At 43.8% G+C, this 23,940-nt stretch carries 25 protein-coding genes, 1 pseudogene, 2 riboswitches and 1 other annotated feature; of the genes and pseudogenes, 7 read left to right on the forward strand and 19 right to left on the reverse strand.

What is annotated here, in order from left to right; translation table 11 throughout:
* The first annotated feature begins 1 nt into the window (after position 1).
* Complete coding sequence (locus tag H539_RS0121115) at positions 2-247, forward strand: DUF2164 domain-containing protein (RefSeq protein WP_026695172.1); 246 nt, start codon at positions 2-4, stop codon at positions 245-247.
* A 28-nt stretch (positions 248-275) separates the two neighbouring features.
* Here H539_RS0121115 and tyrS read toward each other — a convergent pair whose 3' ends face one another.
* From tyrS to H539_RS0121130, 3 genes are all read right to left on the reverse strand, one after another.
* Entirely contained in the window at positions 276-1,481 is a 1,206-nt protein-coding gene (tyrS, locus tag H539_RS0121120) for a tyrosine--tRNA ligase (protein WP_425414754.1), read from the reverse strand.
* 96 nt (positions 1,482-1,577) lie between these two features.
* Positions 1,578-1,786 (reverse strand) — a binding site (T-box leader).
* 87 nt (positions 1,787-1,873) lie between these two features.
* Positions 1,874-2,020 (reverse strand): hypothetical protein, encoded by a 147-nt coding sequence (locus tag H539_RS31740; RefSeq protein ID WP_155890181.1) that lies wholly within the window; start codon positions 2,018-2,020, stop codon positions 1,874-1,876.
* A gap of 14 nt (positions 2,021-2,034) precedes the next feature.
* Positions 2,035-2,664 carry a chloramphenicol acetyltransferase gene (locus H539_RS0121130; protein WP_026695174.1) on the reverse strand — a complete coding sequence of 210 codons (630 nt, stop codon included), beginning with the start codon at positions 2,662-2,664 and terminating at the stop codon, positions 2,035-2,037.
* A 242-nt stretch (positions 2,665-2,906) separates the two neighbouring features.
* Here H539_RS0121130 and H539_RS0121135 point away from each other — a divergent pair, with 242 nt between their 5' ends.
* Positions 2,907-3,224, forward strand: coding sequence for a hypothetical protein (locus H539_RS0121135; protein ID WP_026695175.1), 318 nt, complete (start codon positions 2,907-2,909; stop codon positions 3,222-3,224).
* Between the two features lie 51 nt (positions 3,225-3,275).
* Here the strand turns inward: H539_RS0121135 and H539_RS0121140 are convergent, their stop codons facing one another.
* The 8 genes and pseudogenes from H539_RS0121140 to H539_RS29290 all read right to left on the reverse strand — a co-directional run bounded on the left by H539_RS0121140 (position 3,276) and on the right by H539_RS29290 (position 11,047).
* The gene (locus H539_RS0121140; protein ID WP_026695176.1) at positions 3,276-4,622 is read right to left on the reverse strand and encodes a TrkH family potassium uptake protein; all 1,347 of its coding nucleotides are present in this window, start codon (positions 4,620-4,622) and stop codon (positions 3,276-3,278) included.
* Positions 4,623-5,117: 495 nt separating this feature from the next.
* Positions 5,118-6,764, reverse strand: a complete 1,647-nt coding sequence (locus H539_RS0121150) for a M4 family metallopeptidase (protein WP_026695177.1) — start codon at positions 6,762-6,764, stop codon at positions 5,118-5,120.
* A 161-nt stretch (positions 6,765-6,925) separates the two neighbouring features.
* On the reverse strand, positions 6,926-7,069 hold the full coding sequence (locus tag H539_RS31745; protein ID WP_155890183.1) for a hypothetical protein: 144 nt from the start codon (positions 7,067-7,069) through the stop codon (positions 6,926-6,928).
* Positions 7,020-7,970 carry a siderophore ABC transporter substrate-binding protein gene (locus H539_RS0121155; protein ID WP_180321070.1) on the reverse strand — a complete coding sequence of 317 codons (951 nt, stop codon included), beginning with the start codon at positions 7,968-7,970 and terminating at the stop codon, positions 7,020-7,022. Before H539_RS0121155 ends, H539_RS31745 begins: the two co-directional genes overlap by 50 nt.
* A 36-nt stretch (positions 7,971-8,006) precedes the next feature.
* On the reverse strand, positions 8,007-8,765 hold the full coding sequence (locus tag H539_RS0121160; RefSeq protein ID WP_026695179.1) for an iron ABC transporter ATP-binding protein: 759 nt from the start codon (positions 8,763-8,765) through the stop codon (positions 8,007-8,009).
* The gene (locus H539_RS0121165) at positions 8,762-9,709 is read right to left on the reverse strand and encodes an iron chelate uptake ABC transporter family permease subunit (RefSeq protein ID WP_026695180.1); all 948 of its coding nucleotides are present in this window, start codon (positions 9,707-9,709) and stop codon (positions 8,762-8,764) included. The genes H539_RS0121160 and H539_RS0121165 overlap by 4 nt, the downstream gene beginning before the upstream one ends.
* The gene (locus H539_RS0121170; RefSeq protein WP_026695181.1) at positions 9,699-10,655 is read right to left on the reverse strand and encodes an ABC transporter permease; all 957 of its coding nucleotides are present in this window, start codon (positions 10,653-10,655) and stop codon (positions 9,699-9,701) included. Before H539_RS0121170 ends, H539_RS0121165 begins: the two co-directional genes overlap by 11 nt.
* 66 nt (positions 10,656-10,721) lie before the next feature.
* Positions 10,722-11,047 (reverse strand): annotated as a pseudogene (locus H539_RS29290) (antibiotic biosynthesis monooxygenase).
* 439 nt (positions 11,048-11,486) lie between these two features.
* Here H539_RS29290 and H539_RS31750 point away from each other — a divergent pair.
* Complete coding sequence (locus H539_RS31750) at positions 11,487-11,684, forward strand: hypothetical protein (RefSeq protein WP_155890185.1); 198 nt, start codon at positions 11,487-11,489, stop codon at positions 11,682-11,684.
* Between the two features lie 87 nt (positions 11,685-11,771).
* On the opposite strand, the gene H539_RS0121185 is transcribed toward H539_RS31750, so the two are convergent.
* The 4 genes from H539_RS0121185 to H539_RS0121200 form a co-directional block, all read right to left on the reverse strand.
* Positions 11,772-12,962: an MFS transporter gene (locus H539_RS0121185; RefSeq protein ID WP_026695182.1), complete on the reverse strand. Its 1,191-nt coding sequence runs from the start codon at positions 12,960-12,962 to the stop codon at positions 11,772-11,774.
* A 65-nt stretch (positions 12,963-13,027) separates the two neighbouring features.
* A riboswitch (purine riboswitch) is annotated at positions 13,028-13,127 on the reverse strand.
* A gap of 166 nt (positions 13,128-13,293) precedes the next feature.
* On the reverse strand, positions 13,294-14,115 hold the full coding sequence (locus H539_RS0121190; protein WP_026695183.1) for a Cof-type HAD-IIB family hydrolase: 822 nt from the start codon (positions 14,113-14,115) through the stop codon (positions 13,294-13,296).
* A gap of 141 nt (positions 14,116-14,256) precedes the next feature.
* Positions 14,257-14,682, reverse strand: a complete 426-nt coding sequence (locus tag H539_RS0121195; RefSeq protein WP_026695184.1) for an ASCH domain-containing protein — start codon at positions 14,680-14,682, stop codon at positions 14,257-14,259.
* A gap of 38 nt (positions 14,683-14,720) precedes the next feature.
* Positions 14,721-16,172, reverse strand: a complete 1,452-nt coding sequence (locus H539_RS0121200) for a protein adenylyltransferase SelO (RefSeq protein ID WP_026695185.1) — start codon at positions 16,170-16,172, stop codon at positions 14,721-14,723.
* Positions 16,173-16,445: 273 nt separating this feature from the next.
* Here H539_RS0121200 and H539_RS0121205 point away from each other — a divergent pair, with 273 nt between their 5' ends.
* A complete protein-coding gene (locus H539_RS0121205) occupies positions 16,446-17,051 on the forward strand; it encodes a YdcF family protein (RefSeq protein WP_026695186.1) in 606 nt (201 codons plus the stop codon).
* Between the two features lie 126 nt (positions 17,052-17,177).
* Here H539_RS0121205 and H539_RS0121210 read toward each other — a convergent pair whose 3' ends face one another.
* Positions 17,178-18,473: an NCS2 family permease gene (locus H539_RS0121210; RefSeq protein ID WP_026695187.1), complete on the reverse strand. Its 1,296-nt coding sequence runs from the start codon at positions 18,471-18,473 to the stop codon at positions 17,178-17,180.
* A gap of 90 nt (positions 18,474-18,563) precedes the next feature.
* A riboswitch (purine riboswitch) is annotated at positions 18,564-18,665 on the reverse strand.
* A gap of 173 nt (positions 18,666-18,838) precedes the next feature.
* Positions 18,839-19,042 carry a hypothetical protein gene (locus H539_RS0121215; RefSeq protein ID WP_026695188.1) on the reverse strand — a complete coding sequence of 68 codons (204 nt, stop codon included), beginning with the start codon at positions 19,040-19,042 and terminating at the stop codon, positions 18,839-18,841.
* A gap of 567 nt (positions 19,043-19,609) precedes the next feature.
* On the opposite strand from H539_RS0121215, the gene H539_RS29300 reads away from it, so the two are divergent.
* Positions 19,610-20,095, forward strand: a complete 486-nt coding sequence (locus tag H539_RS29300) for a GNAT family N-acetyltransferase (protein WP_051348723.1) — start codon at positions 19,610-19,612, stop codon at positions 20,093-20,095.
* Positions 20,096-20,459: 364 nt separating this feature from the next.
* Positions 20,460-21,365, forward strand: coding sequence for a DMT family transporter (locus H539_RS0121235; protein WP_026695190.1), 906 nt, complete (start codon positions 20,460-20,462; stop codon positions 21,363-21,365).
* 67 nt (positions 21,366-21,432) lie between these two features.
* Here H539_RS0121235 and H539_RS0121240 read toward each other — a convergent pair whose 3' ends face one another.
* Together H539_RS0121240 and H539_RS0121245 are read right to left on the reverse strand one after the other, a co-directional pair.
* Complete coding sequence (locus tag H539_RS0121240) at positions 21,433-22,140, reverse strand: M48 family metallopeptidase (protein WP_026695191.1); 708 nt, start codon at positions 22,138-22,140, stop codon at positions 21,433-21,435.
* A 156-nt stretch (positions 22,141-22,296) separates the two neighbouring features.
* Complete coding sequence (locus tag H539_RS0121245; protein WP_026695192.1) at positions 22,297-23,004, reverse strand: DUF421 domain-containing protein; 708 nt, start codon at positions 23,002-23,004, stop codon at positions 22,297-22,299.
* Between the two features lie 155 nt (positions 23,005-23,159).
* Between H539_RS0121245 and H539_RS0121250 the strand changes: the two genes are divergently transcribed.
* Positions 23,160-23,921 carry a 2-keto-4-pentenoate hydratase gene (locus H539_RS0121250; protein ID WP_026695193.1) on the forward strand — a complete coding sequence of 254 codons (762 nt, stop codon included), beginning with the start codon at positions 23,160-23,162 and terminating at the stop codon, positions 23,919-23,921.
* The last annotated feature ends 19 nt before the right edge of the window (positions 23,922-23,940 follow it).

A 23,940-nucleotide genomic window follows, 5' to 3' on the forward strand; every position in this document is an offset into this window, starting at 1 on the left:
TATGTATATCAAGCTTACCAAAGAACAGCAGCAGATGATGATTTCGGACATCCAATATTTCTTCGCACAGGACCGGGATGAGGAACTGACGGAATTCGCGGCAGAACGAGTACTGGACTTTGTAAAGGAGTCACTTGCGCCCCACTTCTACAATGCAGCTCTGAAGGATGTAAAATTCGTAGTGGAGCAGCAATTCACTTCCCTTGAGGAGGAAATCATGACCCTGGAGCGGCCGATAAAAAAATAGGCCCGCTCTTAAGGAGTGAATCCTGCATTCACTCCTGCCCCTTTATTCTGACATACTTCCTCTTTCCAACTTGGACAATATGTTCACCCTTTAGATGCAGGACCAGGAATGGATCGAGCACCTTTTCTCCATTCACTCGTACCCCGCCATTTTGTATCATTTTCCTCGCCTCTGTTTTGGATTGCTGTAGTCCTGAGGCAAGAAGCAGCTCAATAATACCGGTTTCTGGATCCCCGTCCCAGTTCAGCTCGGGAATGTCCCCGGGTATGTCACCTTTTTGAAAGACAGCTTTGAACTCTGCCTCTGCCTGCTGTGCTTCCAGTTCCCCATGAAAAATTCGTACAATGGTCCTTGCCAGAAGCATCTTGGCATCCCGCGGATGAAAACTTCCATCCTCCAAGCCTTTTTTAACCCCAGTCTTCTTTTCTAAAGGAAGATCTGTCACCAACTCCATGTATTTGGCAATAAGCTCGTCAGGAATAGACATGGTTTTTCCGTACATATCTGTCCTGTTCTCGTCCACTCCAATGTAGTTATTCTTAGATTTAGACATTTTTTCAACGCCATCCAGCCCTTCGATCAACGGAAGCAGAATCACCACCTGCTTCTCTTTACCAAAGTGCTCCTGCAGATGCCTTCCCATTAGTACGTTAAAATGCTGGTCCGTCCCTCCCAGTTCAACATCACTCTCCAGCTCAACCGAATCATAGCCTTGCATTAACGGGTAGAAGAATTCATGCAGGGAAATTGGTTTACCAGCTGCAAGCCTTTCGGAGAAATCATTCCTTTCGAGCAGCCGGGCAACTGTGATGCTTGAAGAAAGCTGAATGATTTCCTCGAGATTCAGACTGCTCAGCCATTTCGAATTATAATGCAGCTCTGCCTTCTCCATATCCAGTACTTTGCCGAACTGTTCAAAGTATGTTTTGGCATTCTGTTTTACTTCATCATTGGTAAGCTGTTTTCTGACCGATGATTTCCCGGTCGGATCCCCTATTTTCCCCGTGAAATCGCCGATGATCAGCTGAATCACATGCCCGTTTTCCTGGAACTGCTTCAGCTTGTTCAGCACCACCGTATGCCCAAGATGGATGTCAGGAGCGGAAGGATCAAGGCCCAGCTTAATTTTCAACGGTTCATTCCTTAGCAGGGATCTCGCAATCTTATTTTTTAATTCAAGTCCAGGAAGGACTTCATTTGCTCCATTGCTGTAGATGGCAAACTGCCTTTCCATTTCCGTAAGCTGTTCGTCGGTCAGCTGTTTGATAAAGTCTTCCACGATGTTTCCCCCTTAAAGTTTCATAGATAAATAAAAAAACCACGCCCCTAAATAAGGGACGTGGTTAACGCGGTACCACCCTTGTTGAAGATTTCTCTTCCGCTTGCTTCGAATAACGGCCGGCCGTTTTTTGCTACTAAAAAGTTCACAAAAAAGGTTCAAGGAGGTAATTCACTCTTATCTTTGTACTGATTCCCACCAGCCATCAGCTCTCTGTTACAGGGAGATAAGGAGCTACTCATTCCTGTCATCACCTTCTATTTAATTTTAAAATTGTTCTCATTTTACTCCTGGAACAAAGAATAATCAATAGAATTTTGTGAAAATTCCCAAATCATCTTTCTTCTCTATTTCTTTAGCAGGGAATCAAGTTTTTCCTCGATCCGCTCAAGCCGAGCGGCCTTTTTCCTTCTGGAATTCCAAAAAGCTGCAATTGCTACGACAACCACGACTGGAACACCCATCATGACTAATCGAAAGATTAAGTCCCCCAAACTATAGCAATCCTTTATAAGTCGATAACATTCAACTTCTCCTGCATGCTCTGAAAGAATTGTCCCACATGCAGCCCATCTACCAAAGCGTGATGAGCCTGAACAGAAAAGGGCATTTGCAGCTTTTCATTTTCTTGAAAAAACTTTCCCCAGGCAAATCTGGGAATGCTGTCCGCCGGGCTCAAATGGATGGGATGAGTAATCGCAGTGTAAGATACCCAGGGGATGCAGGTTGTAAAAATCACTTCATCCTTCCCCTGCTGATCATCAAGCTCCACACTGCCCTGGATCTGCTCCAGCCTGTCTGATACATGCTCAAGAAAATGTGAAAGATTCTCATAATATTCGGCTGTACAGAACGAAAATAAATCATCAGAAGCTGGGGCTGTAAAGGATACATCAATTCTTTCATGCTCCAAGACTCCACCCTCCCGTATGCGGAAACGGAATTCCCTGATTTCATTCGCGGTTTTGGTCACCAGGTACAAAAAAACCTGAAAAAAGGACACATTTTTCCTCTTACACATCCCGTAGAGCCGTGTAACATCCAGGTTTGCTGTAATGTTCAGATGGGGAGAATCCATTTTATTAAAAAATTCAAAATGCCTTCTTCTCGGCCATGTTTCCATGTTTATATATTTCACCCTCAGCCCTGCCTTTCCTGTTGTTATCCTAATTGTACAATTTCTTCCAATTTTCGTAAATACAGGGTATTCCCCTTCTCCCTTCTTCTTATAGGTTCATTCTATTTTTTAAAGGGAAACCAAATTAGGAGGTGGTGAAACATTTCCAAGCAAAGCATTTGAGAAAAAGAAAGAAAATATTTGGAACTTTTTACCTGTTCGTCCGTATGTATGAGTAAACTAAACAGAAAGGCGGCATTTAAATGAAAAAACTCCTGCTTTGCCTTTGTACAGCGGTCATTATTGTGGTTATTAATTATCTCGCTACTCTGCTGGGCCTAAAATTTATTGATGCCTCATTTTTCAGCGGGCTGTTGTCTGCCATTATTATCTATTTCTTTACATCGTCAGGCGGCTTTACTTCCAATCAAGTCCGCCTGCAGGTCCAGGCCCAGACTGGCATGAAGATGGATGAGGAGAAAACAGCTTTTAATCCATCCTTTGCCTTCTACACTGCAGTTGCCTATATGATTATTTCTTTCATCGCGACCTTTATTTACTATAAAGATTACTTTATTTAATGATGAGTCACGGCATATAAAAGGCAGGACCTTATGCCCTGCCTGCTCACATTACCCAATCATAATATTCCCTTTTGGATATCCAATCTTATCATTATTGCCTTTCCTTCTCATGGTGACTGCATAAGCCAGGGTCAATGGACCAAGACGGCCCGCAAACATGGTGAAGATTATGATAACCCGGCCGATATGGCTTAATTCCGGTGTCAGCCCCATTGACAGCCCGACAGTACCAAATGCGGAAGTCGCTTCAAAAAGGTACATGATGAAATTATGGTGTTCCCCTTCTGTAATGGTCAAGAGCATAGTTACAATCATAACCAAAAATATACCGATCATCGCCACAGTCAGAGCTTTGAAGATGATTTCCATTACAATTTTGCGGCGGAACATGACTACATCTTCTCTTCCTTTAATCTGGGACCACACTGCCGCCGAGAGCACAGCAAGAGTGGTGATTTTAATCCCGCCTGCGGTCGATCCAGGGCCGGCCCCCACATACATAAGAAAGATGATTAAAAAAAGAGTTGGTTGTGTTAAATCGCCAATTGGAAGTGTGTTTGCGCCTGCCGTTCTAGGTGTAACTGCCTGGAATAGTGATCCCAGCACCTTCCCGCCAAAAGATAAAGGCTCCAATGTTTTTATATTATGATATTCAAGGATAAAAATCAGGATAGTGGCGCCAAAGGTTAAAATAAGAGTAGTGGTAAGAACTACTTTCGTATGCATAGAAATCCTATGTATTTCCTTGAACTCATATAATTCGTTCATGACAATAAAGCCGATTCCGCCCAATGTTATCAGGACGCAGACGGTCAACACGACTGCCGGGTCATCAACAAACGGAGTCAGGCTCCGGAATTCTCCATTTAAATCAAATCCGGCATTATTAAAATTGGAGATAGAATGAAAGATTCCCCAGTAGATTGCTTTTCCAACCGGCATATCTAGTGAAAAACGGGCAGCAAGGATAACGGCTCCGGCCATTTCGATGACAGCTGTAAATATTAAAACTCTCCTAACCAGGCGGACGATCCCCGCAAGAGATATATTATTCAATGCCTCCTGAAGCACCAAACGGTCACGAAGTGAGATCCGCTTTCCCAAGATGAATGCCAGCAGCGTGGCAAAGGACATGAATCCTAAACCGCCGATCTGGATTAAAAAAAGAATGACAAGTTCTCCAAAGGTGCTGAAGGTATCCGCTGTATCCACCACTACAAGGCCCGTCACACAGGCCGCAGAGGTGGAAGTAAATAAGGCGTTTAAAAAGGTAAGTCCCCTTCCATCCTCTGTTGCAAGTGGAAGCATGAGCAGGCATGCCCCTATCAGAATCAATGCGGCAAAGCCCAAGACGAGAATTTTTGGGGGGTCAAAAAAATTTCTAATTCTGTTCATAGAAATCTCCTGTCTGTTAGAGGAATAAACATTTCCGTAATATTCCCTATTATGAAGCACAAAGAGAGTCCATACAACCAGTAAGGAGGCTTGGCGGATTTTTAAGGAAAAGCGGCTAGCCCGCGGGCACAAAAACAGGGACTGTCATTCTTTAAAATAAAGCAGGTGGAGAAAAACGAATGCTTTCCTCCGCCTGCTTTTAAATTTTGTTCAGCCGACTTCCCCATTTAGGAATTTGATGCTGCACCTGAGCTGATACATAAAGGGAGAATTTCCCCTTATTTCGTAAAAATGAGGAAAAAGAGCTTCAATAGAGGGAGAAATTCCCTCTATTGAACAAAAAAATTCTAAAATTGAGGAATTTTCATTCAATAAGGGGAAAACTTCCCCTTATATCCACTGAAAAGAGCTCTATTCTTAATTTAAGCGTAAAAGTTCCCCTTATTTTGTTAAAGGCAAAGGCCTTTTTCAGAAAGCCAGTTTACCTGATAGCCATTACTGAATTCCAACCTGATCGAATCCGCCTGAGGCTGCTTTTGCTTCCTGGCTTCCCTCTCCATAAAGATCCACCGCAGATTGTACGACAGCCTTGCGCGCATCACTGAAAGTAGATGTTGGCGTTAGATATTGGGTCAGGGCGCGATAATAAATTTTGCCCAGTTTTTCACGGCCGACTTCCTGGGCCGTCAGGTACGCTGCATGGTTAATAATCGAGGAATTGATATGGACTCCTCCATTATCCAATGACAGCGGCAGGTTATAAAATTCACTCATATTGGATGGGTATTTTCCACTTCCATTTCCATAAGCGGTATACTTGTCACCTACCGGATATTTGCCCGGATCACTTAAGCTTCGAAGAGATTCTCTTCCTCCTGCCTTCGCTTCAGGAGCCATAATTTCTTCTCCAATTTCCCAGTTTTTATCGTCGATCAGTGCCCCAAAAATATCGGAGAAAGCTTCATTCAAAGCTCCTGACTGATTGCGGTACTGAAGATTCGCCGTGTTTGTTGTAACACCGTGAGTCATTTCGTGGGCGGCTACATCCAGCCCTGCGGATAGGGTAATCATGAACTTGCCGTCTCCATCGCCATAAGTCATGTATTTACCGTTCCAGAATGCATTATTATAGTCTGTACCATAGTGGACATAAGAAATGATGGCCATCCCTTTGTCATCCAGTGAATTTCGGTTATGTTCCTTTAAATAATACTCGTAAACAGCTTCTGAGTTATGATGAGCATCCACTCCTGCACGGTCATAATCGGTTTTGAATGAGGCACTCTTACTAGAAACGATTTGGTTGGAAGGATAATCATATGTAATGATGCCTTTTAAATTATTATGGGCATAATCTGCCAGCTGGAAGGTGGTTCCCTGATTAGGTTGTTTTACCTGAGAGATATGCAGCAAACGGTTTTCGCCAAGCACGCCTGTACCGACCCCTGTCTGCGATTTGACCTCATCTGAATGCATTAATCCATTGACGGCGTCCAGCACCTTGCCTGTTGAAGCATCCACATAGATAAACCAGTTGCCCGGCGCGTCCCCAAGGAAGTTCAAGTTCACTTTATAGGCCAGAGTATTTTTTTCCGGAGCAGAGTAAATGACAAGGTCAGTTGCCGGTTCTAATTGAAGCTTTTCTGGGGCGTTCACCGCAGCCATCGCAGTCGCAAGTGCACTTGTACTGCTTACGGTTGGAGCAGTGTTTAGATCTGAATCCTCCACTTCCTTGTTGAAATAACCGTTAACTGCCGCTACTTCATTTTGTTTATTGTAATGGACAATGACCTCTGAACCTTCTACAGGCACTCCATTTTTTGTCTGGGTAAAGCGGACATGGGTCATACCAAGGTCATCTTTTTTTGACGTTTTTTCTTTTAGGCTCGCTTTAGGATTCTTGATGCCGACCGCTGCTTTTTGCTCATTCAAAAAGTTCAGCGCATCAGCGGCATTGCCTCCTGAGCGCTTCTCTAGCTGTTTTTCTTGTACAAACAAAGGAACCGCCCCTTTAGATGTCTGCGCATATGCAGGCTTCTCTGCGGCTTTCTCAGGCTGATCGGCCAGTACATTGCCAAACGGCAGAAGTCCCGCTGCCAAGGATGCGGATAAAACAAGGGGTGCCATTACTTTTTTCTTCAAAAAAATCCCTCCTGAAAATGAATATCCTTAGTATAAATTCAAGTCCGCCAAATTTCATGATTAATTTGAATTATCTGACATTATTTTTAGTAGGTCTTTCACTCTATTTATTTAGTAAAGCGAAATAAAAAAAGAGGGCGGGACACCCACCCTCTAAAAAACTATTTTGCTGTTTCTTTAAGGACTTCTGCCACCGAAGCAATCAGGCTGGAAGAACCTGTTAACTCTTCTATTCTTGCGGAATGCTCCTCAGATTTATTCCAGCCCTTTTGCTGCTTCCTCTGCCATTTTGGCCGATGACTCAAGACCGCCTCCGGAGAGATACCAGTAACCAGGATCCAGATAAATAATTTTTCCGTTTTTATAGGCATTGGTTTTCTTCACCAAGGCATTCTCTATGACTTTTTTAGCATTTTCCCCTTCGCCAATGGCCGCGTCACGGTCAATGACATAAAGAATATCAGGATTCTTTTCTGCAATGAATTCCATCGAGATATTCTGTCCATGTATCGGGTCAGCTTCTATATCATTTGCAGCTGCCTTAATGCCAAACAAGCCGTGGATGAGACCAAATCTTGAATTCGGGCCAAATGCTGTTACTTTTCCGCCTTCTGTCAATGTTACCAATGCTTTTTCATCGCTCTGTGATGCTTTGTCTTTAATATTCTTTACAGTCTGGTCGAAGGCTGTCAAATCTTCCTTAACCTGCTTTTCCTTGCCAAAAATTTTCCCTATCGTATTGGCATTATCTTTAAAGGATTTCTCGTAATGCTTGTTATCCATACCAACGAAAATGGTAGGAGCAATCTCCTGGAACTTATCATAGGAATCCTGCTGCCTGCCGGAAATAATGATTAAATCTGGCTTTAGCTCATTGATGGCTTCGAAATCAGGCTCCTTTAATCCTCCAACATTCTTATACTTGGAATCTTTATATTTACTTAAGTAGACTGGAACATTTTTTTGAGGAACTCCTGCCACAGAATCTTCGAGTTTCAGCTTATCCATTGAATCTAATGCTCCAAAATCAAAGACTACCACTTTCTTCGGATTTTCCGGCACCTTTGACTCACCTAATTGATGTTTGATGGTTAATGTATTATCCTCCTTGGGAGAAGATGAACCTGTAGTTTTCCCGCTGTTCCCGCAAGCGGCCAAAAAAAGCACTAGCATGGAAATCAATAAAAAAACAGATATTTTCCTCATGATTTTTCACACCCCAAATAATTTATTTTTAATATTTCACACATAGTACACACAGATCTTATTGTCACTGATTTCCTGAATAGGGATTTCCATATCATATAATGGAGCCAATACACCCGGATCGATGATGCTATGTACAGGACCGCTTTGGATGACCCGCCCATTCTTTAAAGCGACAATCTCGTCTGAATAACAGGAAGCAAAGTTAATATCATGAATGACGATTACGACCGTCTTGCCCAGCTCCCGGGTCAATCTTCGGAGGACTTTCATAATTTGGACAGAGTGCTTCATATCGAGATTGTTTAATGGTTCATCCAGCAGGATATAATCCGTATCCTGGGCGATTACCATCGCAATATAGGCCCTTTGCTGCTGCCCCCCGCTCAAACGGTCCATGAACTGATGCTGGATTTCCTCAAGCTCCATGTAGGCAATGGCCATATCCACGAAGCTCCAATCCTCTTTCGTCAGCCTCCCCTTTGAATATGGGAATCTCCCGAATGCTACAAGCTCTCTGACAGTCAGCCGGACATTGATCGAGTTGGACTGTTTAAGAATTGACAGCTTCCTCGCAAGCTCATTCGTATTGCAGCTGCCCACTTCCTTCCCATCTATCCTGACTTCACCAGAGTCTTTTGACAGAAGCCTGCTCATCATGGAAAGAACGGTACTTTTCCCCGCTCCATTCGGTCCGATAAACGATGTGATTTTACCTTTCTGGATCTGAAAGGAGACATCTTCAACGACAAATTTATTCCCGTATTTTTTCGAAAGGTTTTCAACGGTGATCATGCTTTCCTCTCCTTTAACAGCAGATATAAAAAGTACACTCCTCCGGCAAAGTTAATGATGACGCTGATTGTAGTTGAGAAGGTGAACACCCTCTCAACAAGCAGTAATCCGCCCGTCAATGCCATGATGCTGATGAGGATTGAACCTGTTAGCAAATGGGAATGGCGGTATGTTTTCAAAAACTGATAGGCTGTATTTGCAACGAGAAGTCCCAGGAACGTAATCGGACCGACAAGTGACGTCGATATGGAGACCAGTACCGCCACCACGATCAGCAGTCTTTTCACAACAAAGTGATAATCTACCCCCAAATTAACGGCGGAATCCCTGCCGAGTGATAATACGTCGAGATACTTCACAAATCTTAAGGAATAAAGGAAAACCATGACAAAAAGCACAGACGACAAAAGCAGTAAATCCGTATTGATATTATTAAAGCTTGCAAACATTCGGTCCTGGATGATCATAAAATCGTTTGGATCCATAATGACCTGCATGAAGGAAGAAAAACTCTGGAATAAAATCCCCATGACCATTCCAGCCAGCAAAAGAAAATAAATGTTCCTTCCATCTTTTTGGAAGAGGACTTTAAACAGCCCCAAGGCAAATAGAATCATAAAACAGATACAGATGACGAAATTAATATTTTTATCCATGACTGTAGAACTTGCTGTACCAAATACGAAAATCAGCACCGTCTGAATGAGTATATACAGGGAATCTAATCCGATAATACTCGGTGTCAGAATCCTGTTATTCGTAACGGTCTGAAAAATCACGGTTGACAGGGCAATAGAAGTACCCGTCAAGACAATGGCTGCTATTTTGACCAGCCTCTTTGGCACAACATATCCCCAGTAATTCCCGATATCTGTAAACAAAAAGATGCATACCAGTATCAGGGTAATGGCTGCAGCCAGGATCAGCTTTACATTATTGTGCATAGGCCCTTCCCCTTATCAGCAGGTAAAGGAAGATTCCGCTCCCAATAACTCCTACTGTCAAACCGATTGGAATTTCGTATGGAAAAATGATGACCCGGCCGAGAATATCGCAGATTAGTAGAAATACTGCACCTAAAAGAGCGGTCGGGAATAAATTTTTTTTAAGATTATCTCCATTGAAAATGGAAACAATATTCGGAACAATCAAACCTAAAAAAGGAATGGTTCCTACTGTCAGCAGTACTGCAGCCGTAGACAGGGCCACGATGACAAGTCCGATATTAACGGTAAGCCTATATTTAAGGCCCAGACTTCCGGCGAAGTCTTCCCCCATCCCTGCCAGAGTGAATTTATCCGCGTAGAAATATGCTAGAATCATTAAAGGAACACTTATGTAAATCATTTCATAGCGGCCTGCCATAACCATGGAAAAGTCCCCCTGCAGCCAGGCAGATATGCTTTGAATCAAGTCATGCTTATAGGCAAAAAAAGTGGTGATGGAGCTGATGATATTGCCGAACATCAGTCCGACCAGCGGAATAAAAATGGCATCCTTAAACTGGATAGAGTCTAAAAGTTTCATAAATAAAAAGGTGCCGGCAAGAGCAAAAACAGCGGCAATGACCATCTTTACCATCATCCCCGCCGAGGAAAACAGCAGCAGGGAAACGAGAATTCCAAGCCTGGCACTGTCCATCGTCCCCGCCGTAGTCGGGGAAACGAATTTATTCTGCGACAGCTGCTGCATGATCAACCCGCAGATGCTCATGCTGATTCCTGCGATCAAGAGTGAGATTAAACGCGGGAGGCGGCTGATCAAAAGAATATCTCGTTGATCGCTGGTTAAATGCAGCAAATCACCGGGCGAAATATGCTTAACACCAATGAATAACGAAATGATTGATAAAATCACAAGAACCATCATGAGTAATATTTCTTTTTTCATAAGAACCCCTAACGATAATGAAAATCATTATCAATACAAGCTGTTAAAAAAATGAATTCCATGAATTCATTTAGTAACAGCTGCTTTTTTGACTGCCTTTATTTCATATTTCCCAGCCTCCGAGCTTAGAATATAATCCGGCTTCGGCTGTCCGATTCTGGCTTTATGGCCCGCAATGTGGGCATCGCTTTTTTCCCATTGCTTCCAATGCTCCTCTGATTCCCACTTAATCAGAATCAGGACCTCTTCTTCCCCGCTGCGGACCTTTTTCTCAAGGATCGTCAAATCCACAAATCCCTCCTGCTGCTCGATCAGCCCCTTCTTACTGAAGCGTTCCCTACCTTCTCTGCATTGCCTTCTGTAACCATCATTTTTCTAAACTGAACAAACATGTTTGTAACCCCCCCATTTCCCAATCATTTATACAACAAGGATAATTGATAATGATTATCACTGTCAATTAATTTATCAGAAAATAAGCAGAAAAAGTCACAGCTTAAGCTGTGACTCCTCCAATTTTATTGATCTTCTTCCCTATTCCCCTGGGTCTCCTCAGCAAATTTGGTTCACAATATTATTACTGATCGCTCCCCTTATGGGCTCTTCTTTACACTGGATAAAAAAAGAACCTTTGAAATCCTTTTTTATGGCTTTTCAGTTCATCTGCTATGGACATACCTGGAGATCTATCTAGGACGGAGCGACTACTTTATTCATAAATATTATCTTGCACCTGCATTGCCTTTTGCTATTAATATGACAGCATCCGTCATACCCGTCGCATACTTACTTTTATATCAATACTGCACCAAGAAAAAGAGGAACTTTTATTTGTTTTCTATCATATTGAGTGCCATTTTAGCCTTTGGTATGGGTTCATTGGAAACATACTTTGACTTAATAGAAGTAAGAATGGGAATGAATGAGTTCTTTCTTTTCTTGATTGATGTGATTGTCGCTTTCCTTGCATTCTGGCTTACTAAACTGTTTTTGTTTTATAAATCCCACAGTGAAAAAAAGACGGCTTAACAACTTTTACAAATACATAAGCCTCAAAAAAAATAGGTGTCTGTGCTCTAAAGTGACAGACACCTATTTCTTTAAAAACGGCTGAATTTAATTTTCTGAGCCCTGGAGAGCGGAAGCAGTATGATTTTCTCTCTTGATAGCCGGTCTGGTCAAAGAAAAGACTGCACATAGCAAGGAGATGATGACAATGACACTTCCGAACCACGCTGTACTGGAGACTGTACCGGTTTGGTCCAGTACGATTCCGCCGATTGCCGAGCCAAGGGAAATGCCGATCTGCAATGCCGAGTTATTAAAGCTTTGCTGTATATCGGAGGTAGCCGGATCAATTTGAATCAAATAACTTTGCTGCGGCGGTGCCAGACTCCAGCTCAGCGCTCCCCAAATCATCATAATTGGAATGAATATAACAAGTGAAAAAGTCGTAAATGGCAAGATGGCCAGGGCGGCAGCAAATGCGCTGATCACAATGATGATACTTTTAGGAGCACCGATCCAATCTGAAAGTGTACCGCCGAAGGCTCCGCCCATTACTGCTGCAATGCCGAAGACAAAATAGCAGATGCTGATCCAATATGAATTCAAATGAAGATTTGTTTGCAGAAATGGTGTGAAATAAGCATAAAGTGTATAATGTCCTGCCAGCATAAACAATGTAGCAAGATGGGCACTGCCGATCTTCGCACTGCCTACTGCTTTTAACTGCTGTGACAGCGGAATTGATTTTTCGCCGGGAATACGTTCCAAAAACAGCGAGATCAGTACCATTGATCCAATGGATAACACAGCAATTCCAAGGAAAATCACGCGCCATCCAAATGTATTGGAAACCAGGATTCCAAGCGGCACACCCAGCACGAGTGACGAACTAATCCCCATATATATAAGACCGAGAGCCTTCGCCTGGTGAGCAGGATCGACAACTTTTGCCGCAATGATCAAAGAAAGTACTACGATAAGCGCTGTACTTGCTGCCGTTAAAACCCTTGCAGCCATCATAACAGTAAAATTCGGACTGAAGTATGTTATGACATTGCCCAGGATAAAAATAAACATGGAAGCAAGGTACAACTTCTTACGTTCAATCCTGCTGGTTAAGATGAGTAATAGCGGTCCGGCAATCGCATAGATCAGTGCAAACACCGTGATCAGCTGGCCGGCAGAGCTTAAAGAAATGTTAAGATCATCAGCGATAGTCGGCAAAATTCCGCCGACAATCAATTCAACCAATCCAACAGCAACAGCTGATAAGGCCAGGATAATAACTTTGAAATTCATAGTATATACTTCCTTTCTTCATAAAGTGATATTTTCAGAAAACACAAAAAATCCTGATTACAAAAAATGAAAAATTCATTTTCTGTAATCAGGATTTTATGGTTCCTGGTAGAGACCCTCAAGCCATATTCTTGAAGTTATACAGGTGTTATTTATTTAAATGTCACGACTCTGAATAATTTACTATACTTCCTCCTGTTTTTCAAGTGTAAAAAACTTTCCAGCAAGTAAGCAACTGAAGAACTTTGGTCTATTGTTTGGACCCCTTAAATAAAAAGCCACCCAAAAGGGCAGCTTCCTAATCTATGATAAATTCTTCACAAAGGCGGGCTTATCTTACCGGCAGCTTATTCAGTATAAACTCTTCCACAACTTTAGCCACACCGTCGTTCATATTAGTGTCTGTGATATAATCAGCTTTTTCTTTGATGGCATCGACCGCATTTCCCATGGCCACTCCAAGGCCCGCAAATTCAATCATGGACATGTCATTATGGCCATCGCCGACTGCGATCACTTCTTCACGGGTGATACCCAGCTGCTGGATGAGTGAATTCAGGCTTGTTCCTTTTGTAACACCAGCTTCCGTAAATTCGAGGAAGAATGGTTTGGAGCGCATGACTGCAAGCTTCCCTGCGAATTCCTGCTGAAGTTTTTTCTCTACCTTCACCAGATATTCAGGCTCCTCTAGCATCAGTACTTTTACAACAGGCTCTGTAACCGCATCGGTGAAGCTGTCAACAACTTCAATATCCAGCTTCGTTATATCGCCTTCGATATCTGTATACTGATTGGCTTCCTGCGTCACAATCTTATCACCGACATAAGTGTGAATCCATACGTTTTCACGTCGGCTGACTTCGAATAATTGGTGGACGGTCTCAACCGGCAGGGTAGAGCTGAACCACTCATTTCCTGTCTGGCAGTTAACGATTTTCGCTCCGTTAAAGGATAAAATAAAGCTGTTATAATCCTTCAGGCAAAGCTCTTCTGCAACAGATAACATGGCAGAAGTCGGGCGGCCTGAAGCAAGTACGACTTTTACTCCTGCTTCCTGTGCTTCCATAAGGGCGTTCTTGGTCCGCGGGGATATGCTCAAATCATCACAAAGCAATGTATCGTCTAAATCTAAAACAATCATTTTATATGTCATTCTAGCTGGTTCCTTTCATCTATGGCATTCAACTCCTATTTTACTATAAAAATTGATATGAGCCTACTATTCTGCCGGTTTTCTGCCTTTTTTAACAGAAATTAACTGCATAAAAAAGAGGGCATCTGCCCCCTCTTTACTCTAGCTATTCATTTCCCACAGCCCAAGCCTTCCTTTAGCCGGAATGTATTCATTCAGCTGGCTCATGTCTTTTACTACCCAGCCATAGCAGCCTTCCCGATAGTCACCTAAATAGAAATCATTGCCTGAGATGATGCGGCCATCCTCCAGCACTGCCCAGGTACCATTGTTTTCTGTTACCCTCAGGCAATCCATGAGAGTGCAGGATCCTATGATCACTCCAGTGGGCAGACTCTCTGCCGTATATCCATGCTTAAACAAAAGCTCTTCGACTTTCTTCAATTTGCAGGCGGCCTTATCTATCTTTTTGCTTGTATGAATGGCGAGAGGACCGCGGTAATGGGTTCTCCATGTTCTTGTTTCATAGGCTGTCTCGCCTAGGACAAAGAGGCTTGCCCAAGGCTGTATCATGGAAAGAACCTTCATAAAACCTTCCTCCTATGTGAATAAAATGTCCTAGATGATTATGTTCCGCAAAACGTCTGATATGGGCAATCCGAAGGCTCAGGGAGGGCTGCGTATTTTTCCTGCTCGGCTGTATGAGCGTAAGGGCTCGCAAGCACATGCAGAAGCCGCTTCATCACATGATAATCTCCACTCTCTGCCGCTTCCAAGGCCTCTTCGACCCGGTGGTTTCTAGGGATAACCGCAGGATTGCTGTTCTTCATCAATTCAGCCGCCTGCCCCTCCGTCTGTTCCTGCCTGCTGCGGCGGGCTATCCACTTTTCATGCCACGCAGTAAACTCCGGAGTTCCTGACATGGCTGTTTCCCTGCCAAATGTAAGATCCAGGAAGGTATTCGTGAAGTCAGCCCGATTTTTCTGCATCATTCCAAGGAGCTGTTCGACAAGCGCCTTATCTCCTTCTTCTCCACCAAAGATGCCAAGCTTTGCCCTCATTCCTTCCAGCCAATTGCTGTAGAAATGATCCTTATACTCAGAAATGGCCTCTTGTGCCAGTTCAAGTGCTTGATCTTGGTCTTCATGAAGCAAAGGGATCATCGCTTCTGCAAAGCGGGCAAGGTTCCAGCTTCCAATGCCAGGCTGATTGCCGTATGCATACCTTCCCTGAACATCTATCGAGCTGAATACGGCAGCAGGATCGTAGACATCCATAAATGCACAAGGTCCATAATCGATGGTCTCTCCGCTGATTGTCATATTATCCGTGTTCATCACGCCGTGGATAAAACCCGCAAGCTGCCATTTTGCAATCAGCAGCGCCTGGCGTTTAATCACTCCCTGAAGAAGGGCCAAATAGCGGTTATCTCCTGTTTCGGCATCTGGATAATGACGCTCGAGCGCATAGTCGGCAAGTGCCCGAAGCTCTTCCTCTGTTCCCCAGTTAGCCGCAAATTCGAAGGTCCCGACACGAAGATGACTTGCAGCAACCCGTGTTAAAATGGCGCCCTGCAGCTCCGTTTCCCGATAAACAGGCTCTCCGGTTTTCACCACGGCAAGGCTCCGTGTGGTAGGAATCCCAAGGCCATGCATGGCCTCGCTGATTATATACTCCCGAAGCATGGGCCCAAGCGCTGCCCGGCCGTCACCTCCCCTGGAGTACGGCGTACGTCCCGGCCCTTTCAGTTGGATATCAACACGGCCGCCTTCCGGAGTAATCTGCTCGCCAAGCAAAACAGCCCGGCCGTCCCCAAGCATAGTAAAATGCCCGAATTGATGACCCGCATAGGCTTGAGCTAAAGGAAAAGCTCCTTCCGGAAGCTCATTTCCGGCAAATATGGCCACACCTTCATTCGTCTTCAAAGCCTCGGCATTAAAGCCAAGCTCTGCAGCCAGGTTTTCATTGAACATCACCAGTTCTGGTGATGCCACAGGCTTTGGCTTATGACTTGTGTAAAATTTCTGCGGCAGAAGGGAGTAGCTGTTGTCTAGGTTCCATCCTATATTCTTTGTCATCTGGTCTCCTTCTCTTACTGAAATTTTTATACCGATTATGTTCCCTGTCTTCCCTTGGTATTAACATTATTATATCCTTTGACGAAATCTTAACGCGATTTATTATCACTTAAAAGATGCAATCTACGTAATTATTTCTTTTTACATCATTAAAAAACCTGAACTATGCAAAAAGGATCGCCGTTGATATGGACAGTTGCCTTTTTCATATTAGAAAATATGGAATAGAATAGTATAGTGTATTCAATGGCAAGGAAAGGATAGAGGTGAAACATGCTTATTTCCAGCCTAGACGGCAAAAATCTCACGGATGACCAGAGGACAAACCTCTTGTATAGCGGAATAGAAGATGACGGAAAAAACGGGGACTGCATTTTTGTAGCCGGCAGCAGCAGTGCGGTTTTGTACCGTCTGCCAATCGCCGTCCAGCTTTATAAATCAGGACGGGCCAGGAAAATCTTGTTTTCCGGCGGAGTGAAATGGGAGGGAAACACTCTTGCGGAAGCAATGGAATTAAAAAGGGCAGCCATTGCATTGGGTGTGCCTCCTGAGGATATCCTTGTCGAAGACCTCTCTCTCCACACGAAGGAAAATGTACTAGCTTCCTTACTGGTTTTGGACCGCGCACTCCAGCTCCATAGAATCAGGCGGATTTTAGTCGTGACAGCTTCCTATCATATGAGAAGGCTCCATCTGACCATGAAGACCTATATGCCCCAGTGGATTGATTTTACACTATGCCCTGCCAACGATAAACGGACGAGAAAAGATAACTGGTTCCTTACGGAAATCGGCAGAAGGCGTGTCGAGGCAGAGACTTCCAAAATTATCTCCTACGTAAAACAAGGGGCCCTCGTGGATGAGGATATGGTTATTTAGTTTAGTGATTTCTGGGAAGCGAGCGCCTGGAGTGGAAGTCAACCTCCTATTCCCATAGAAGAAAAGATTGTGGAAACAGACAAGATAGTAAAAAGGCAGCTCCCGCAAAGGAAGCTGTCTTTCACTTTAGATGACATATGCAAAATAGCCGATAAATATGATAAACAACGCATACATAATCGGATGTATGTCCTTCGTCTTTTTCATCGCGATCATGCTGATTGGATACAAAATGAAACCAAGTGCAATTCCTGTTGCCACACTGTAGGACAGCGGCATCATGATGATGGTGATGAAGCAGGGAATCGCTGCAGCGCCATCCTTCCAATTAATTCTGCTGATTTCTGTCGCCATCATGGCACCAACGATAATTAAAGCCGGAGCAGTTACCGCGGGAGTCACAATGGACAGGACAGGTGAGAAAAACAGCGATACTACGAAGCCTGCCGCAATGATGATAGAGGTAAAGCCTGTACGGCCGCCGACCGCAATCCCGGCAGAGGATTCCACCATTGATGCAGTTGTGGATGTACCCAGAACTGCTCCGACAGTTGCTCCCATCGAGTCTGCCATGAGAGCTTTTCCCGCATTCGGAATCTGATTATTTTTCATCAGGCCCGCCTGGCTGGCAATGGCAATCAATGCACCAGCCGTATCGAAAAAGGCTACAAAAAGAAAGGTGAAAATGACAGCCAGCACTTTTGGGGAAAAGATGTCATCGAAATGGCTGAACACCACACCAAAGGTTGGTTCAAGGTTTGGAATCTTTCCAATAATGGCTTTTGGAGTGTCAATCACTCTAAACAGGATGCCGATAATAGTAGTCAGTACCATTCCATAAAAAATGCCGCCTCTGATGCCACGGTTTAACAGAATAATCGTAATAATAAATCCAATGATGGCAAGAAGCGTAGGAGCTGACTTGAAATTTCCGATGGCCACAAAGGTATCCGGATTGGATGTCACAATCCCTGCATTTTTCAAGCCAATGAAGGCCACAAAGAAGCCAATTCCCCCGGCAATAGCATGCTTTAGATCCTGAGGTATGATATTAATAATCTTTTCACGGATCTTCAGCAGACTCAAAATCATGAACAGCACACCGGCAATAAATACTCCAGTCAGTGTGGTCTCCCATGGGATCTTCATTCCGATGCAGACGCTGAATGTGAAAAAGGCATTGATCCCCATGCTTGGAGCGATCCCGATTGGATAATTGGCAATCAGACCAATCAGCAGGGAACCGATGATCGCAGAAAGGGCAGTGGCTGTAAAGACAGCTCCCTTATCCATGCCGGTCTGGCTCAGGATTACCGGATTGACCACCAGGATGTAAGCCATTGATAAAAAGGTGGTGATTCCTGCAATGCTTTCCTGCTTGTACGATGTGTTCCGTTCGGAAAATTGAAAGTAATTTCTCATGAAGTGTCCTCCGAATCTAATAAAATGAAAAAAATCCTCCGGCGGCTGCCGAAGGATTCCTAAAGGAGGACAATAAAAGGGTATAGCTGACCCGCTCCCATTGCCCCCTGTAGACAGACTATTTACGGCAGCCTGGTAGAGACGTTCAAGCCCTATTCTTGAACTTATACAAGGTAAAGATAAATTAAATTAATAGTGAAAATAGTATCAGGTATAAAGTAGCGAGTCAATACGATCCCTTATTTTCGGGCAATTGGCTATTTTCGGACACACAATTCCAGGCTGCCGGCTGATTATCCTTTTGCCAGAACAAAAAATTCCCGGCATCTCCAGCTGGGAATCATAGTACCATTCAATTCCAGTTATCAAACATAATACGGCGCAAAACCCGGATATCCAAATGCCGGATAACCAAAGCCTGGGTATCCATAGCCTGGGTATCCATAGCCGAACCAAGGACGGCTGACTAACGCACTGCCTAACAAACCGCCTAAAAATGCACCTGCCAATGGAAAACCGAATCTTTCCTCATTTACTGCCGGATAATGCGGATCACGATAAGGGTACATCCCACCATACCTCCTTATTTTTCATTAGGGGCCCTTCTATTATCTTTTATGCCGGGACAAGGAGATGGGTTTGGGCTTTGAACAATAATGAAGGATGATCAGGCTTGGTCCATGCCAATAATACAAAAAACTGTTTCTTTTCGGTCATGAAGCTGCAGATAAAACCCTCTCGCAATCTCTTATACCAATTAATTTCCAGTTATGTTATTTGGATAAAAAGGATGTGTTATAATATAGAACTAAGAAACCCGGTTCAGGTCCTCCTTATGTCAATCATGATAGGCTTTATCCTGGTCCTATTTAAAAGCAGGCTTTACAGCTGCATGGCTATCGCCCTCTGCCTGCCGCGTATACTCTACCTTACAGATCGACTAAGAGGATTGGATAAGAAAGGGAATCTGCTCTTTCATATTGCTCTTTACATTCTAGCCGCCATAAGCCTTTATCTAATTTCAAAGCTGGGATAATCTTTCCCAGGCCTTACGAAAAAATCTCCCCGCTAAACAGGCACAAAACCGCATCTCCTTCTATAAATTGTTCTTATGAACGATGTTATGAGGTGCTGTAATGACAATACGAAGAGCAAATCCGATGGAGACAGATTACATATTGCAGATTTCAGGAGGACTGGTTCAGGAAAGCTCGGCAGGACATCTTGAGAATCAGGGGCAGAATGGATATAACTTGTTTCTGCCTATGCTTCAGAATGGGGCTTATTATTTAATAGATGAGGATTTCGGCAAATTAAAAGGGTTTATTTTGCTTGGGACGCACCGGCACCAGATGACCGGACGGACCATCGGACTTCTCCTGCATGTATATGTATTCCCGGGATTCAGAAAGTCCGGGATAGGCCGGATGTTAATGCAGTCTGCCATTCATGAGCTCCATGCAAGGGGAATAGATACCATTCAGCTGAATGTGTATACTGGGAATCCGGCGAAGAGCCTGTACGAAAAATTAGGGTTTACGAGTGTATCTGCGGTCATGGAGCTGAAAAAAGGCATCGGAATGAATCCAATGCCTCAGCGGATATCAGGCTTTAATTACTGAATTTCAGACATGCATCCAAGATAGAATCCAATTCTGTATTCAAGCTTCTTCTTCCGCCCGTACAGTCTGTCAAGGCTCTCATAGCCCAATTGCTGGCGGCTGTTTTTATATCAAGCATGCTGATTCAACCATTTCAATTTAGGGCTTCCGCCTCTTAACTATCCTTTTCCTTTTCTTCGCATGTGTTTTTTGCTTCTTCCCTTTCTAACGGCTTCCCGCTCGCTCTTCTACAGCGGGAAGCTTTCTCTTTTCCTTCTCACTTTTATAATCATTTGTAAAAATAAGTTATTATTCCTAAACGGAATCTCCAGCTCGGACAAGCATATGATGGGAGTAATAATCTTTCGCACAGAGAGGGATGCTTATGGCTTCTTTCAAATCAAAACTAACAGCTTCCCTATATGCAGTAATGTCAATCAGCTTCTGGGGAGTTTCATTTGTATCTACAAAGGCTGTGCTCGGTAAGCTGGATCCCTATTCCCTGCTGGTCGTCCGCTTTGGCATTGGAGCCTTATTTCTGCTTCTGCTTTTACTCATGCAGCGTCATTCGCTCCGAATCTCCATCACTCACATCCCGCATTTATTGATCCTTGGGACTATGGGTGTTTTTATCCACCAGCTGCTTCAGGCCACAGCCCTACTGACCATCGATGCATCCTCAGCGGGCTGGCTGATTTCCTTTTCCCCCGTCTTTACAGTCGTCCTCTCCATAATGTTTTTACATGAAAAAATGGGCCTGGCAAAGGTACTGGGAACGAGCCTGGCCATAGCTGGCGTGCTTTTTGTCACCACCGGAAGCGGACAGCCGCTTCAGTTTTCCATGAGCATTGGATTCCTGCTTATGCTCTTAAGCACTTTGAACTGGGCGGTTTATTCTGTACTCCTTAAGAGCCTGAAACTTCCCTATCCCTCTCTTTTAGTTACGTTTTATATGTGTTTTTTGGGCTTGATCCTCACCACGCCCTTTCTTCTCCGTAACAGAGGCTGGGAATCCCTTTCTCTAATGGCTCCTGCCGAGTGGGCACATCTCCTCTTTCTTGGAATCTTCGTGTCGGGCATCGCCTACTGGTATTGGGGCAAGGCACTCAGGGTCCTGGATGCTTCAAAGGTATCTATGTTTCTATATTTGGAGCCCCTCGTCACCTTACTGGCAGCTATCCTGCTGCTGCAGGAAAAAGTTCTGCTTATGAGCGCCGCCGGTGGAATTCTAATCATCCTCGGTGTAGTGCTGGTTAATGGGCAGTTGTTTTTTATCTCCAGAAGGAATTAGCCTCAGTCAAAAAGACACGGGAGTCATCCCATCCTGTTCCTACTCTATATTGGAAGCTCCATCAGCCCTAAACCGTCATCTTCCAGCTCGATGCAGAAAGCCAATTTTCCTGCTCCTTATAATCGGGCATAGTCTTTCCGACAAGCCGCCAAAAGGAACGATCATGATTGAGGTGGACCATATGACACATCTCATGCACCACCACATAGTCAATAACCTTTTGCGGCGCCATTGCCAGCTTCCAATTGAAGGTTAACTGCTGCTTGAAATCACAGGTTCCCCAGGTCTTAGTGCTGTCATTAATCTTGATGGAGCGCGGCTTCATTTTAAAGTGCCCCTGCCAATTCTGGATGCTCTTCGCAACCAGTGCCTTGCACTGCTGATAATAGAAACGCTTCAGAGCCTGTCTGATCCGTTCATCTTCCCGACGCTTCACAGTAATTCTCAGCTCATTCCCGTCAAATACCACACCATCCTGAATAACCTTTTCATCATGAAAAATTTGGATAGGATACGTCCTCCCTAGATATAAAAAGCCCTCCCCAGGATCATACACCTTTTCCTGCGGTCCCTGCAGCCGTTCCCTCATTTCATCCAGGGTCTGCTGAATCTTGCCCCAATTCCCCTCAAGCAGCCGGATCACCTGTTTCTCAGATGTCCCTTTTGGGGCTTGGACCACTACATTCAGATATGAATCGATCGTAATGCTAAACGAAGTCCTATTTTTATACTGTATCTCATAGCGGATTGTCCCGCCTAAATGGGTATGTAACATTATTAGTACTTCCTTGGTTATAATTTTTTTAAAAAAAGGTTATCGATATCTCCCATTTTACAATGTTTTCTTCTGCGAAACCATTCATAGGAGTACCATTGATACCCCTCCCGTAAATTGAAACTGACAGCGGGCCCATACCCAGGCCTTTCTGCTTTAATTCTCCGTTCCCGGTTTATAAAAATAAGGGCTGCTATTTTCCGCATGAATTTCATTGTTATCGATAAACAGCTTCCCGTTTTCTAAATAAGTGGCAAGCATAATCTGGTGAACTTTATCTCCCATCGCTTCGACCTCTCTCAGCAGCCAGTTCCGATCCAGCTGAAGATATTTAAGATTGTGGTCAATAATCTGCCCCTCCATAATCAAGGGGATAGGAAGATATTCTCTTTTCACATTCAGATGCAGGTCCCCGGGCTGTACCGGCCTGCTTTCTGAATTGGGAATGATACTTAAATTCCCTGTCCCCTCCATCACCGCAATGGCTATATCCCGGGTATCCGTATATCCCTTTACCCTGAGATGGGAAAGAAGCTCTGTCATCGGCATACGTACCTTTTTCAAGCCTTTCCGGTCTATATCCCCGTTGCGGATCAACACGGTTGGACTTTCATATAAAATCCACCGCAATTTATTATGAAGCGACAAACGGACAAAAATCATATATAAAACTACCATAATACCGGCGTAAATAATGGTTTTTCCGGTCTTTTCAACTTCCGCCGGAGCACTGATGATATTGGTCAGCAGCAGGATATATAGTAAATCGAAGGTATGCATCTGTGCCACAGCCTTCTTTCCGGTGATCCTCAAAAATAGGTATCCTACAATAAAAATGGTAATCGCCCTAAAGATAAAATCCATTCTCCTATACCTCCATTAGTTATCGTTAGTATTAGAAGTTCATGCCCAGTCTAATCTCTAAAACCAGGAAGTTTAACAGGCAATTTAGTGTAAACCTCTAAATAAAATGTTAGAATAATTTTTATATTCAAACACTTTGAAAAGGTGGTCTTACTATGTCAGCACAAGCTGTTTTGCAATCCTTATATCAATCCTATAAAAACATGGAACCACTTAAAAAAGATATTTTCCCGGCAGATATTGATTTACAAGAAGCCTATCAAATACAGCACGCCTTCACAGAAGCCAAAAAAGAAAACAACGAGTACCTCAACGGATATAAAATCAGTATGACAAGCCCCGAAACTCTAGCCCTCTTTAATGCTAAGGAACCTTTGTACGGCCAGCTCACCAACAGACAGGTCACCAATGATATCTCGTTAAGTGCCCAGATGCTGAGTCCTTTAATAGAACTTGAATTGGTCTTTGTAGCAAAAGAACGGTTAACGGCTGATGCTACTGAAGAAGAAATTGCGAAAAAAACACAAGTTGCTCCCGGATTAGAAATTCCCGATTCCCGCTTTGAGGACTGGTTCCCAAAAATGCCGAAAGAGCAGGTCTGTGCAGATGGAGCCGTCGGAGGAAAAGTTGCCTACGGCAGCGCAAAAGACTATACATACGAAGACCTGGATCGCATCCGTGGAGAATTGCTCCTTAATGGACAAATGATTGCAGAAGGAAACTCCTCAGTGGTCATGGGACACCCCATCAAAGCAGTCAAATGGCTTCTAAAAAAATTGGGAGAACATAATCTGACACTTGAGCCGGGGATGTTTGTCTCTTCCGGGACTTTTGTCTTACCCAAAAGCTTAGAGACCGGCATTTATATAGGAAGATTTGAAGGGGTTGGAGAGGTTACCTTGACGGTTTCAAATTGATATCTGGGCAGAAATAAAT

The sequence above is a fragment of the Peribacillus kribbensis DSM 17871 genome, assembly GCF_000430765.1.
Classification (GTDB): domain Bacteria; phylum Bacillota; class Bacilli; order Bacillales; family DSM-1321; genus Paraperibacillus; species Paraperibacillus kribbensis.